Genomic DNA, 13,674 nt, shown 5'->3' on the forward strand with positions numbered 1-13,674 from the left:
TGTACAACACTAGGCAAGCTATTCCTCATTTTCCAACCGAATGTTGTACTAAATACAACAAATTTCAATCTAAAGTAGCTCTATAGCACATAAAAAGGATAAATTGTTGTAGAACATACAGCATCTTGAGCTTTTCAAGAAGAAATCAAGAAAATTGTTGCACGTTGTACAACTTGCCTTCCTAATCCCCACTTCTCCCAAAAACGCAAGGAAAACATAGTCATTTAACAAATAATTATGCATATATATCCACAATCTCACTTAGCTTGCAAAAATCCGTAACTATCTAGCCTAAATAAACTTTTATGATGAAAAATGGGGCCTCACGGCCCCTTCCCTATCAGTTAAAGTATTAGGCAACAGTGCTACCTAACTGATATATTTTCAAATGATAACCTATTGCTTCCTAATTCGTCTTTCTTTTCAATCACACCCTGATACACGATCTTCCCTGTATCCAAGTCAGCAATAACTACCCCCGGATCTTTCCTTCCTAAAGCGAGCATGTATAAACGATTATTGGCAATTTGGGTGTTGTGTGCTCTGCCCCATTCTGTTTGCCAATCTTGAAGAGTAAGCTTGACGTCATGCTTAAGCTTATTCTCCACTAACTGGTACTGAAGAACTCGAGATTCCGAAGACTCTGACAACAAGGTGAGAAAGAGATCATCGCCAATATATCGAATGGACAGGTTTTCCGGGTTTCCCTTTATCAGCATGTCATGTACCGGATCGCTTTGAATCGTCGTCATTTGACCATTCCATATATCATAAACAAGAATATCACGGTTCACGATTACTTGATTTTTTGCCTCTGCAGTATCCTCTTTCGTACCGTTTAGTTGGTATGAGGTTCGATCAAAGATTGCGTAGTTGCTCGGCTTGATCAAGCCGCTTGACCAGATATTGGTAATTACTGTCCGTATCGATTTGTCTTGGGTGGTAACGGCAGCAACCAACTTCTTCTCCACAATACTCTTCTTATCGAGGTCCAGTGTATACATATAGTATTCTGAATTATTGGGTGTCGAATATTTACCTGACTGCTGATATTGAGATATCATCAGCTTCATCGTCCGCTCTTTCACCTGAACATCCAAGATACTGACGTACTCATCTTTATTCTTCTGCACCTTCACCTGGAAGGATTCGCTTTTTTTAGTTCCTTTTTGATAAAACGAGATGTCGAGGAGATCATATTGAATTTTGTCCAAATCGAACCCCGTTTCAAAACCTACGTAAGCAATACCTTTTTCATCTTCAAAAAATGCATTCACATTCCTCTTCCCTCTCAGGAAGGAGCGATGTTCTTCGAGTAGACCACCTAATTCCTCTAAATAATAGAAGGATGAATCCAATCTTTTCATATAGGACTGCTGTTCGCTTGGATAGCTGCTCCCGTTCGTTTGAATATCAACCCTCTCGTTTTCATATCGAGCTTGAACGGTCATAGGTAAAGCTTCTTTTTCCTCGCCCCCAAGCGTTTTCAGATAATAATCTGGCTTAACATCCTCAGCAGCTGTAACGTAATATATACTAATCGACAAGGCAGTAAACGGAATAAGCAACGCAAGTATCCAGTAACGTTTCATGGGCGCACCTCCTTAAATGGTCACTTTTTTTCGTAATAAGTAGGAACTGAACCACAAAGAAAAACCTGTGATGCAGATACTAATGATAATTTGTAGAATGAGAACCTCGCTGGGGAATAAGTAATCCCGAAGCCAGTCTTCCGCAAGTAGGATGGGGATTAACATAAGCAGAAGAGCCGCGCCGCAATAAACAACTCCAGCTGCGATGCCTTTATATCGGAAGCTGCGTTCTAGTAAAATCACCGTAAACAGGACAACCACACCCATCACACCCGCTCCGTAATAGAGGACAAATTCAATGAAATAGGACGGCAGCAGTGTTTGCAAAAAAGGATGGCTATGAATTAGAGACGAGATGGTCACGGCTTGTTTGAATTCACCGGGAATCATTGCGTCAAATACCGCCATTTGAATAGGAATCAACATTAATTGAAAGGCTACCAGCCCTAATACGAACAGGACAATGGTGCTTAACTTGGACAGATATACATTCATTCTGGATGTGGGGAGCATGAGAAGTCGATAAGCAAACGTACTTTTACCGAACCATTCCTTATACCAAATTAGAAAAATATATAGGATGAGCGCCGCAGCGCATAGACTAATGGGTCCTTCAAACCAAATGGATTGATAGCCATTTGAAATACTGATCTTACCGAACTGCTCTGCATACTGGACAGGCGAAATCGAATTCCTATCCATTATTTCTTCAGCCCTACTCATATAGCTATTCGCCTGTAACCAAATGCCGAGAAATTGCGAAAGCAGCGTTATTACCAATAATGCGCCATAAAATTTGCTAAATCGGACGATTTCCCAATTCAGCAGTTTACCATAACGATTCATGCCAGATACACCTCTCTCATGACATCTACAACAGACTTGCCTTCCTTGGAACGCATCTCCTCAGCATAAAACTGCTTCATCACTCGGCCCTGATCGAGTAGAACAACCTTATCAATCAAGTGCTCGATATCATGGATTTCATGTGTCGTTATCAGGACTCCGCGGTCCTCGACGAGATGACTGGTGAAAACGTCCGTGATCTGCTCCCTGCTAAAGATATCAATCCCAGAAAAAGGCTCGTCCATAAGTAAATAATCAGCATCAAGCGATAGACCAAGCAGTAGATTGGCTTTAGCTGAATTCCCTTTGGATAAGCTGCCTATCCGATCTTCGGCTTTAAGCTTAAAAAAAGTTAGAAGCTCCTGCGCTCGTTTACTATTCCAATTCGAATAGAAATCCTGCATAAACTGCATCGCCTCTGCAATTCTCAAATGGGTAGGCATGGTCAAAGTATCAGGAATAAATACAACCTTTTTGTACGTGTGTTTATCTAAAAGCTGACCGTCAATCCGAATCTGACCGCTACTGATGGGTGTTAGACCCATGATGGATTTCATAATGGTCGATTTACCGACGCCATTTATGCCAATAAGACAAGTGATTTGGCCTTTCTCAGCCGTGAATGAAACTTCATCCAGCACTCTTCTCCTGCCGTATTTCTTAACGATCTTATCTACTTCGATCATTTGTTGACCTCCTTCGAGTGTTGCTTAACAAAAAAATCTTCGTAAACATGCGGCATTACCCTCTAGCACGCTCCGATTCATACTTCTCTTTCACAAAGCGAAGCAGTTCATCCGTTGGCAGCTCGATTTTCTTAATCGATTGGACGAATACCTCAACAGCCTCCTGTATGAGCTCCTCACGAATCGAATTCAAAATTCGTCCATCCGTCGTTATCCGGCTAGGGGAATTTCCTTCTGTTGTGATCAACTTCTGCTCCTCCATCTCTTTGTAAGCTCTTTGTGCGGTATTGGGATTGATCTGAAGCAAACCCGCCAATTCACGCCTAGACGGGATCTCCTGTCCTGAAGCTAGCTTGCCTGTGGCGATTTCTTCTTTAAAATACTTCACAACTTGCAGATAAACCGGATCGCGGTTGTTAAACGTAATGTTCATCTACCCATCTCCTATGTCCCTTCCTTAGTAAAACTGGATAAATTTAGTGTGTGTATTAACTGGTTCATACATCATGAAGTGTACTATACACTTCATACACTTAGTCTGTCAAGAGATGATTGGAAGCCATAGCCATAATTGGCCGCGTTCCCACATACCTGTAAGTGAATAAGCAAACACTAGAGGCATGGATTTCTTGAAGGTCGGGGAGGTAATTGGTGTTGGGAGGAACAGTTAAACCAAGAGGTAAGAACATGAAAGGTGTTCTAAGCAAAATGAGAGGACTGCCGAACGCAGTTGCACAGCTGTTCAAGCAGCAAGCATCGCTTCTTTTGCATTCCACTGCTAAAATAGTTGGCCCTTTGGAAGAAATTCCTGTCACGACAGCATTCATAGGACGGTTGGAAAAGGGTTTAAAACATCAATTAGATCTGCACCAAAGCGGTGTCGTAAGTGCTCCTCTCTCGACAGATGAGAGGGCGATTGTTCATCGAATTAAGGAACGGACCCAGCGGGAAAACCGAAATAATGTGACACGAACTAACGCGTATTGGTCTTGTTATCAGGATCATCCGGAGCTTCACTGGGCACTGCTTGCCCATATGGTTTCACGCAACGGGGGCTGGTGTATGACCGATCTTCGCGGGGAGCTGCTGCCACATTTGATAAGCAATGAAATGGCTCAGCATCTATTTGCTTTTCTGGAAAGAGCGAACGGTCTTATTTTTCAAGATGCTTATCCTCAACTCCTGCTCTACGGCGAAAGCAAGAAGCGAAAGATGAGTTTGTTTCACCTCCTGCCGCATATGGATATTTCGTCCTGGATGGTCCCTGTTTGGAGCGACTTCTGGACGAATCAAGAATCGGCCGCCCTAACGATTGCACTTATTGTTAATGAACAAAACTACATCGAACAACGAATCGTAAAGAATAAGCAGATTCAGCAGAACGTGTTGAATACGCCTTTGTTCAAAACACAAGCATGGTTACAATTGAATCAAATCGGGTTTCCCTTTTTTCCCGCTTCCGACCAAACCCACGCACCTCAGCCGCATCTGGCTGGACTTATACTTGAGAATTTCGCTAGTTTAACAGAACGCATCGAATTCGGAAAAAGCTTGTATGCGATACTTTTCGGAGCACCGGAAGTACTTCAAAGCGTACTTAGATTTGCGGCCGCAACTCCCCATACTGGATCACGTTCCGATTATTGGCCACACCTGTTTGCCCAAATAAGAAAAACCCCTCCCGATATGAAATATCAGGAGAGGTTGGATGGCAGCGCCCTTAAGAAAGGAACACAGCCGTTTTATAGTCCTAAGCTTACATCGGTATGGCCTGACAGGAGCTTGGCCCCTGTAGAGCCTGGTGACTGGTTCACGAGCGTGAAGGAGCCACTGGTGCATATGCGCTCCATTCCTGTACCGATTCCTTATGATTTAACGAAAGAGGTGTACTTTGGTTTAAGCAAGATTGAGTTAGGCATTGTAGCTGCCCAAGCGATTAAGAAAGTGATCCGGTGACTAAGCTTGGCTATGGCTAGGAACGTTTGATAAGACGACTCACTTTGGCGATTAGCTTTTGCACAGGGGATGGGAAGTTTTTCACATCGTCCTTCGTTACAACACGTGTTACCATCAGCATCAATGGATACAAGGCAGCCGAGAAGCCACAAACAAGTACTGCATTTATTCCTTCATTTAGTCGATACCAACTAGTAGGATGCACATACGTATGTGTGAGCCATTCTGCCCCTAGACCAAGGACACCAATGACAACGATGGAAAACAGTAATCCGATGAAACGACGTCCGAGGATCGTAAAGTCGACTTCTTTACGAAGCGAGCGTAAATTGAGCCAAGACATGACAATGAAACAAAGACCCGTTGAGCCGATGATTCCATAGATGCCAAACCACTGCGCAAGTAAGAAGCTACCAGCTAGTTTGACCGCAATACCAACAGCAACATGCAACATCAGCGGTTTCATTCGGCCCATGCCCATAAGGACAGCGCCTGATGTCTGCATCACAATTTGAAACATAGCTCCTAATGTGAGCAGTGAAATCATGTGAGGTCCATGACTCATGCCAAAAGCGGTATCTTCATGCCCGAACATGAAGAAGTCTAATGGACGGGCAGCAATGGCGATCACCAATACAGCCGGTAACCCAGAAAGTATCGAGAGTTGAAGCACCCTTGTTGTCTGGTGGCCAACCTGTTTCAAATCTTTGCGTGAATAGGCTGCTGAGATGATGGGAACGACCGATTGGCTAAGCGCAATGGCCAAAATAATCGGAATCCCCGCCAGAGACTGGGCACGTCCTCCTATAATACCAACAAGTCCAAGCGCTTCACTTCTGCCAATGGTCCCTTCTAAGAGCGGGATAATGATCGAGGTATCGATCGCATACACAAGTGTAACCGTCACTGAGAAAATAACGATCGGAATCGACAGCTTCAATAAGCTGCGATAGATTTCACTATATCGAACTGGCGTATGTGATTGGGTCGATTGCGTGCTTCCAGCAGCTATCTGCTCGGCCGCTATGTTTGACTGCGCATCTCTACGCTTCAGCTTCATAGCATAGTAAAGCATAACGGCAAGTGCCGCAATCCCGCCCATGACCCCTCCAAAAGATGCACCCGCAACTCCCCAACCTAAGCTGATGTTCAATAAAATAAATGCGAGTCCGATTGAGGTTACGAGTCTGAATATTTGTTCCACAACCTGGGAAATCCCGTTAGGCATCATGTTTTGCCTACCTTGGAAATAGCCCCGCATAATGGCAATAAGCGGGAAGAACAGCATAGCTGGCGCTATTGCGCGAGTAGCTAGGGTGGCATCCGGTCCACCATGTGAAATGTTCTCGGCATAGATCGGTGCAAAGACATATAGAATCACCGTCATTACGACTCCCGCAACGACTGCAAACCATATGGCCGCGTGATAAATCCTCTGTGCTTCTGCAGGTCTTCCGATTGCATACTTCTCGGACACCATTTTGCTTAGTGCGCTTGGGATACCTGCTGTTGCTACAACAAGTAAGATCGAATATAGATTAAAAGCAATGGAATAACTGCCCATTCCTTCCTCATGAAGCAAGTGTACCAGTGGAATTCGCTGGAAAACGCCGAGAAACCGCGCTATTAGCGCGGCCACGGTGAGAATGAGCGTCCCTTTTACTAGAGAATCTTTGGTTTCCTTCGTCAAGTCCGTTCCTACTCTCTTACAGTATTCATTCCATTAAAAAACCCAGATAAAAAAGATAATAATCATCGCCAGCTGAAGCGCAATTTTCACCGCACTGCTCGCAAAGAAACCGAGTACAGAGCCGACACCGGCACTTATCGCCTTTTTCCACGATGTACCGATGATGATTTCACCAATCACTGCGCCTAAGAAGGGGCCAATGATTAAGCCGAAAGCTGGAATAACAAAAGGCCCAATGAGTAGACCAATTGTACTTCCGATGATAGCCGCCCTCGAGCCTCCAAACTTCTTTACCCCTAGTGCACCTACTGCGTAATCGGCCACCATGATGATAATGACAATCAAGGATTGGATAAGCCAGAACCAGAATCCGAACGGCTCAAAGCTGATCAACCAACCATAGATGAAAAAAGCTCCATAAATCGCTAACACACCGGGCAGCACCGGATAAACCGCACCAATCATGCCCACTACAAATAAAAGGATAACTAATGTCCAGCCTAAGGTGATCATAAAAACGCATCTCCTCCAATCCAAGATGGTTTATCACTTCACTTCTACTTCTACAACATATAGGTGCGAATTACTTTAGCAATGGCATGTTCATTGTTGGTAACGGTCGTAATGTCAGCAATACGCTTCACTTCATCCTGTGCATTGCCCATAGCTACACCAAGACCTACTTCACGAATCATCGCGATGTCGTTCTCACTATCCCCCATCGCAATGACTTCAGACATGCTAATGCCTAGAAGCTGACATACAGTCTCCACACCGCTCGCCTTACTAATGCCTAATGGGTTAAGTTCAATATTAGAGGGATGGGAATTCGTTATTTCAAGTGTTCCCCATCCTTCTACGATGTCCCGGATTTGCTGCAATTTCTCCATATTTTCAGTGAAATAACCGAATTTTAGCCATTCTTGGCTGTCAATGTCCATGGTTTCGCTCTCGCGATTGAACACACCTTGCACCGAATAAGCCCACCACCAACAATCATGCGTTTGAGCTAGACTATGCAAATTACGTACTGTGTCAACTGGAAGCAGGGTCCGCTTAAGCAATTTAGACGGAGACTCCCATACTTCACTCCCATTGACCACGACAAGCGGTGAGTTAAGCCCCAGCTCCTGAATATACGGCATGGCACTTACAGCTCCGCGTCCTGTAGACATAATAACGATCTTACCCGCTTTAGTAGCTTCCTGAATCGCTTCTCGGTTTTCAACTGATATTTTTTTGTCATCGTCCAGCAAGGTGCCGTCCATATCGAGGGCGATTAATTTATAAGATCCCACGGTTTCCCATCCCCTGTCTCTACGTCATTAGTAGATCTAGTAAGCAGCGAGCACTTTCTTAGGCAGTTCTTCCATGAATGTCACATGCCAGAGGGCAAATATATAGATGGTCCAAATGCGTCGAGCATAGTCGCCCTGATTATTACGATGCTTATGCAGCATGCGTTCCACAGCGTTGATGTCAATATAATCCTCAATCCCGCTGAACTTAATTTGCTCCAAAACCATATCGCCCATAGAGCCTTTCATCCAATCGCGCAGCGGCACTGGGAAGCCCAGCTTCGGACGGTTCAGGATGGGATCAGGAATGATACCTTCCATCGCCTTGCGGAAAATGTACTTCGTCGTTCCATTCGCGATTCGGTACTTTGCCGGAATGCGGCGTGCCACTTCGAATAGTTCCTTATCGAGGAAAGGAACACGCAGCTCGAGTGAGTGAGCCATCGTCATCTTGTCAGCCTTCATCAGAATATCGCCAGGCATCCATAGATTCATATCGATATACTGCATCCGGCTAACTGGATCAAGATGCTTCGTCTTGCTGTAATAATCGCCAGCAATTTGCACGGGATTCTTATAGTTGCGCAGCATCTCGCTATCAAGGCGCAGTACCTCCGCTTTCATATCCTCGGAGAAAATCTTGGCGTTGCCGAGGAAACGCTCTTCAAGCGGTGTCGTGCCGCGCAGCAAATAGTTGCGGCCCTTCACACTGCTTGGCAGTATCCGAGCGAAGCGGTTCAGCATGCGCTTCACCGATGCCGGCAGCTGGTCGATCGGACGCAAGGATTGCGGCTCGCGATAAATGCGGTAGCCGCCGAACAGCTCGTCCGCGCCTTCGCCGGACAGTACAACCGTCACGTGTTCGCGCGCAAGCTTCGCCACGTGATAAAGGGCAATGGCCGAAGGATCGGCGACAGGCTCGTCCTGGTGCCAGATCGCTTTCGGCATCGTGCCGAAGAAATCATCCTGCGTGATGATTTTGTCGTAATGCTCTGTACCGAGTGCTGCAGCCGTTTGGGCGGCAATCGGCGTTTCATTGTTGGCGCCTTCGAAGCCAACGGAGAACGTGCGGATCGGTTCGATATTCCGCATATGTGTAGCAATCGCCGTCGAGTCAATCCCGCTCGACAAGAAGCAGCCGCGATCCACATCACTGACCATGTGGAGCTTGACCGAATCCTTCAATGTTTCCCGAATTTGCTCTACATAATAGTCAAACGGACGATCCTCCGGCTCAAACATGGGATCCCAATACTTATGTATCGACATTTCTCCGTCAAACGTTATTTTGACCGTATGCCCTGGTGGAAGCTTATGAATGCCATGGAACATCGTGTTAGGCTCAGGTACGTATTGAAAGGTCAAATAGTTCAGCAAGCTGTCCGTGTGAATCAACCGATTCATGCCGTCTGCAGCCAGCAGGCTCTTAATTTCGGAGCCGAACAAGAACTGGCGGTCATTGACATGATAGTAAAACGGCTTAATGCCGAAGTGGTCTCTCGCTCCGAACAGCTGCTTCTTTTTCTTGTCCCAAATTACGAAGCCAAACATGCCGCGCATGTATTTGACGCATTCCTCTCCATACTCCTCATAAAGGTGAACGATAACCTCCGTATCACTTTGCGTGCGGAATTGATGCCCGCGCTCCTGCAGCATACTGCGCAGGGCTTTATAGTTATAAATTTCCCCGTTGAAAATGATCCACACAGAATCATCCTCATTAGCCAAAGGCTGATGCCCTTCTTTCAGGTCAATAACAGACAAGCGGCGAAAGCCAAGACCAATACGATTATCCGTCCAAAAACCGGAATCGTTCGGACCCCGATGAACAATAACATCTGTCATTTGCTGCAACATTGCAGTGGTTGGTTCTCTATCTTCAAAATACATCACACCCGTAATACCACACATGGTGAAACTCACTCCTCCGTACCATTCATCAATCTTTCTATTCGACAACCGATATATTAGTATACCATATCTGTCCGTCATTCTGGAAATGCGATGAAAGTACGTGAAGGCGCTGTATCCTATAGAAAAATGATGGAAATCAGAAGTCGCTTTAATGAAGCTGATAACCTGGTTTTTTTCATGCCTTCCTCCACCTTTCCTCTGCGCATAAAAGTTTGCCTTGTGCAACTTTTGGGTTAGGAAATGTTCCTTCCCCTACACTAGGATATGCTCAAGGGTGCCAAACGGTTCCTGCACACGCGTACTGCTTAACTAGGTGTTATCCAACCGAATGTTGCTAAAAATACAACAATGAAGGGAGATAGACGAGACTTGGGCAGAAATTGTTGTACTTTTTACAACATCATTCAACCTCGAATATTCATTCATCCAGCAACTTCAATTCAGCATATAGGACATTTGATCCCGATTTAAGACACCTCCATGTAGAGCAATATTGGACGAATGAATCGACAGTCTCGAGCATTCAATATTCTTTGAGAGGTCTTTTTCAGACGTCTCACGCCACTTTAGCTGCATTCTCACACTTTAGTATTGAATCTCATCGCTTCAGCAGACATTAAGGAGGCTCCGGATGTATCCTCCGATTTTAAGCGTGTTTTCTCACTATCAAGTCACTTCCACGCGCTCCCCACTTTAGCGATGCATACATTCGTTTACCGCAGCAGCCCTATAAATAAGGGGTAAGCTTTGCTTACCCTTAACCCAAAAACATATGAAAAAAAGGACCTGCTTCTGCAGATCCCCTTTTATAATCACTTTTTTTCCTGTAATCCTAATCACTTACCACGGCCTTTTCCCGCCGCCGAGCTTCGTCAGAATACCGTCGTTCGCCGCGTCATATGCCTGAAAAATTTTGGCTGCTATCGGGGATGCCCCGTAGCGTCCGAATCCGCCTTCTGGTACAACAACAGCTACGGCTAGCTTTGGATTCTCTACAGGAGCGAATGCGATAAACACAGCATTTTCTACCGTGCCTCCCGAAACTGCTTGCGTCGATGTACCTGTTTTGCGTGCTACATTATACGGTAATTCATCAATGCCCTCGGCGCCACTTTTCATACCATGGATAATGGTATTCCAATCTTCTTTAGAAAATTCAGAGGAGGAATCCTCAATAACCTCTGGCTCAATTTTTTTAACTAATTCACCTTGGTAATCTCGAATTTCATCTACAAAAAGAGGCTTCATACGTTTACCGCGACTAGCCAATGTAGCTGTATATTGAGCAAGCTGCAGCGTAGTCGTTTTTTCATTTTGTCCCCATGAAGCGTAGACCATTGCTGATTGGTAACTGTCTTTTTGGGCATTTTTAACGAAATCATTAGAACCTGCGAACTCACCTGGAAGACCGCTCCCTGTTTTCACACCCATGCCAAATTTCGCAAGGTATTCTGCCCATTTCGTCGTGACCTTTGGTGTTTCTCCCCCATATTTCAAATAGAAGGGAATGCCCACTTTCTCGGACATATACGTGTTAGAAGAGTGTTCAATAGCCCCAGAAGCATTAATATATCCGTAAGCTGCTTTCCCCGAGTTTGTGATGGTACTAGACCCGCCCTTACCAAAACTAAACGATCCTGAATCGTAATAGTTCTCATAAGCGCCGAATAATTTCTCCTTAAGTCCAATTAATACCGACAAAGGCTTAATCGTTGAACCCATAAAAACAATGGAAGACGGATGCTTCGCATTCTCTTTTTCATCTGGATATTTGGATTTAGCTGTCATGATAGATCCATTGGAAATATACGTACCAATTTCTTTGTAAATATCCGGCGAAATCCCTCCGGTCCATGCATTAGCATCGTAATCCGGATAGTTCGCCATCGTAACGACACGCCCTGTATCCACTTCCATCGCAACAGCAAAACCAGAGGAGGCCTTCATCCCTGTTTTCATATACAGATCATTGGCATGAGTCGGACTGCGTAAATATTTGATATGATCCTCCAGTATCCTCTCGGTTGCCTTCTGGATATCTTTATTAATTGACAAGTATAGATTATTCCCTTTGACAGGTGCTGTCACTTCGGCTCTTCCGATAATTTTCATAGCCGCGTTGACGGGATATTTCCTACTCCCATTTTTACCGCGCAGCTCATCCTGATACATGCGTTCAATGCCGTCAAATCCTACATTTTCTGAGTTCAGGTATTCTTCGCTATTTGGGCTGTCTTTATAAATATCCTTGGCTGTTTGTGTAGAAAATGATTTCAAATATCCAACCAAATGTGTGGCTATCGTGGTCTTGTTATCATCATCCATTTCATAAGTACGGATACTCTCCTCCGTTACTTCTAGCCACTTAAATTCATCTCTATGTTCAAGTAAATAGGCCATTTCTCCCTTGGACAAATCGGCTTTAATCCGCCGCGGAACCCAGTAGTAACTTGGGTCTTTCACCTTATTTTTATTGATATCGTAACCTAAATCCATCGCTAGAACGATCTCTTCCGGAGTTGGACTGACCGAATTCGGTTTGGCATATTTATCAAAAACATCTACTTTTAGCCGCTGAGCAAGCGCAATTACTTCATCCTTGTTTTGTTGACCTGGTTCAATACGGAAAAACAAGGACTGAACAGGAATTGTATAAGCCAGAGGAGATTTTGTAGAGTCATAGATATTGCCTCGAATGGGGGCGATACTCGTTGTCTGATTCGTATTCGTATTTTCCGCCGCTTTAAGATCTTTGGCTTGAACGAATTGTAAGATAGCCAATCGTACGATTAATATCGAAAATAATAAAAAGGTTATAAAGAAAAATATATTGATCCGAAACGAAAAGTGCCGCTTTTTGGTAATTTCTTTTTTCTTCGGATCATCCATAATGGATGACTTCATCACTTCTCAGATCCTTTCTTATGCTATGGCTTGTTCATGGAACAACTCAAGCAGGGAATGAATACCCTCTCCTGTATGATAGGAATAACGGATAATTCGCACAGCATCGATACCGACTTGATTTGGCGCCCAAATATCATTCGTTTCATGGTCGCCGATATAAAGAATATCCTTAGCCTCTAGCCCCGCCCTGTCCAGGGCAAGTTGGAAAATCGCCGGATCTGGCTTCTCTAGACCAACTTCAGTTGAAACAATGACGGGATCGAAATCATGCAAAATCCCCTTATCCTCCAGTATGGCTTTCAAGGTGGGAGCAAAATTGCTGATAATCCCAATTCGAAACCCTCGAGCCTTCAAACCGTCTAAAAATGGCTTAACATCATCAAATAATTCATAATACTCGGGTGCCGTGTAAATGTCGTAGAGCTCGTGGCAGCAGGAATAAATCTCATCCTCTGTCCACACCTCGTGAATGCCCAATTTATGAAGTACGTATTTATATAGATTAACCCAGAACTCACGGTCTGAATCTGGACTGCAAACCACGAAATTATCCTGCTTATTCACATAATAAAAAAGACGAAAAGCTTCCGTAAATAGTTCACTAATATGAGCTTCATCACGATCCACAGATCGCAATTGCAAATACTGTTTGAGTATCGTTTGAGCTGCTGGAATCGTAAGTAAAGTGTCCCCAGCATCTAAGTAAATCATCTTGTATTCCTGAAGTGGTTTCCGCATACAATCTCCCTTATTCTTATAAACAATCCTATCTTATTAGTGTACCA

General features: G+C 44.5%; 11 protein-coding genes. 1 reads left to right on the forward strand and 10 read right to left on the reverse strand.

Going from position 1 to position 13,674, the window contains the following annotated elements:
* Window positions 1-365 precede the first annotated feature (365 nt).
* From ASD40_RS33960 to ASD40_RS33975, 4 genes are read right to left on the reverse strand one after another with little or no spacing between them, the layout of a single operon-like run.
* Complete coding sequence (locus ASD40_RS33960; RefSeq protein WP_057307565.1) at window positions 366-1,592, reverse strand: hypothetical protein; 1,227 nt, start codon at window positions 1,590-1,592, stop codon at window positions 366-368.
* Between the two features lie 12 nt (window positions 1,593-1,604).
* A complete protein-coding gene (locus tag ASD40_RS33965; protein WP_057307566.1) occupies window positions 1,605-2,438 on the reverse strand; it encodes a hypothetical protein in 834 nt (277 codons plus the stop codon).
* Window positions 2,435-3,124, reverse strand: coding sequence for an ABC transporter ATP-binding protein (locus tag ASD40_RS33970; RefSeq protein WP_057307567.1), 690 nt, complete (start codon window positions 3,122-3,124; stop codon window positions 2,435-2,437). The genes ASD40_RS33965 and ASD40_RS33970 overlap by 4 nt, the downstream gene beginning before the upstream one ends.
* Window positions 3,125-3,179: 55 nt before the next feature.
* Window positions 3,180-3,557 (reverse strand): GntR family transcriptional regulator, encoded by a 378-nt coding sequence (locus ASD40_RS33975; RefSeq protein ID WP_057307568.1) that lies wholly within the window; start codon window positions 3,555-3,557, stop codon window positions 3,180-3,182.
* A gap of 254 nt (window positions 3,558-3,811) precedes the next feature.
* Here ASD40_RS33975 and ASD40_RS33980 point away from each other — a divergent pair, with 254 nt between their 5' ends.
* Window positions 3,812-5,080, forward strand: a complete 1,269-nt coding sequence (locus tag ASD40_RS33980; RefSeq protein WP_156390272.1) for a DUF2515 family protein — start codon at window positions 3,812-3,814, stop codon at window positions 5,078-5,080.
* 16 nt (window positions 5,081-5,096) lie between these two features.
* Here ASD40_RS33980 and ASD40_RS33985 read toward each other — a convergent pair whose 3' ends face one another.
* The 6 genes from ASD40_RS33985 to ASD40_RS34010 all read right to left on the reverse strand — a co-directional run bounded on the left by ASD40_RS33985 (window position 5,097) and on the right by ASD40_RS34010 (window position 13,627).
* Window positions 5,097-6,770, reverse strand: coding sequence for a putative polysaccharide biosynthesis protein (locus ASD40_RS33985; RefSeq protein ID WP_057307570.1), 1,674 nt, complete (start codon window positions 6,768-6,770; stop codon window positions 5,097-5,099).
* Window positions 6,771-6,803: 33 nt separating this feature from the next.
* Window positions 6,804-7,283 carry a DUF456 domain-containing protein gene (locus ASD40_RS33990; protein ID WP_057307571.1) on the reverse strand — a complete coding sequence of 160 codons (480 nt, stop codon included), beginning with the start codon at window positions 7,281-7,283 and terminating at the stop codon, window positions 6,804-6,806.
* A gap of 50 nt (window positions 7,284-7,333) precedes the next feature.
* A complete protein-coding gene (locus ASD40_RS33995; RefSeq protein WP_057307572.1) occupies window positions 7,334-8,068 on the reverse strand; it encodes a Cof-type HAD-IIB family hydrolase in 735 nt (244 codons plus the stop codon).
* Between the two features lie 36 nt (window positions 8,069-8,104).
* Window positions 8,105-9,979, reverse strand: coding sequence for an asparagine synthase (glutamine-hydrolyzing) (gene asnB / locus ASD40_RS34000; RefSeq protein WP_057307573.1), 1,875 nt, complete (start codon window positions 9,977-9,979; stop codon window positions 8,105-8,107).
* 843 nt (window positions 9,980-10,822) lie between these two features.
* Window positions 10,823-12,886: a peptidoglycan D,D-transpeptidase FtsI family protein gene (locus ASD40_RS34005; RefSeq protein WP_057307574.1), complete on the reverse strand. Its 2,064-nt coding sequence runs from the start codon at window positions 12,884-12,886 to the stop codon at window positions 10,823-10,825.
* An 18-nt stretch (window positions 12,887-12,904) separates the two neighbouring features.
* Window positions 12,905-13,627, reverse strand: coding sequence for an HAD-IA family hydrolase (locus tag ASD40_RS34010; protein WP_057307575.1), 723 nt, complete (start codon window positions 13,625-13,627; stop codon window positions 12,905-12,907).
* Window positions 13,628-13,674: the final 47 nt, after the last annotated feature.

Source organism: Paenibacillus sp. Root444D2, assembly GCF_001426375.1.
Taxonomy (GTDB): Bacteria; Bacillota; Bacilli; order Paenibacillales; family NBRC-103111; genus Paenibacillus_E.

What these genes read in the sequence shown, in the direction of transcription:
- ASD40_RS33960 (WP_057307565.1), bottom strand. Translation starts at nt 1,592, where the DNA reads ATGAAACGTTACTGGATACTTGCGTTGCTTATTCCGTTTACTGCCTTG.
- ASD40_RS33965 (WP_057307566.1), bottom strand. Translation starts at nt 2,438, where the DNA reads ATGAATCGTTATGGTAAACTGCTGAATTGGGAAATCGTCCGATTTAGC.
- ASD40_RS33970 (WP_057307567.1), bottom strand. Translation starts at nt 3,124, where the DNA reads ATGATCGAAGTAGATAAGATCGTTAAGAAATACGGCAGGAGAAGAGTG.
- ASD40_RS33975 (WP_057307568.1), bottom strand. Translation starts at nt 3,557, where the DNA reads ATGAACATTACGTTTAACAACCGCGATCCGGTTTATCTGCAAGTTGTG.
- ASD40_RS33980 (WP_156390272.1), top strand. Translation starts at nt 3,812, where the DNA reads ATGAAAGGTGTTCTAAGCAAAATGAGAGGACTGCCGAACGCAGTTGCA.
- ASD40_RS33990 (WP_057307571.1), bottom strand. Translation starts at nt 7,283, where the DNA reads ATGATCACCTTAGGCTGGACATTAGTTATCCTTTTATTTGTAGTGGGC.
- asnB (WP_057307573.1), bottom strand. Translation starts at nt 9,979, where the DNA reads ATGTGTGGTATTACGGGTGTGATGTATTTTGAAGATAGAGAACCAACC.
- ASD40_RS34005 (WP_057307574.1), bottom strand. Translation starts at nt 12,886, where the DNA reads ATGAAGTCATCCATTATGGATGATCCGAAGAAAAAAGAAATTACCAAA.
- ASD40_RS34010 (WP_057307575.1), bottom strand. Translation starts at nt 13,627, where the DNA reads ATGCGGAAACCACTTCAGGAATACAAGATGATTTACTTAGATGCTGGG.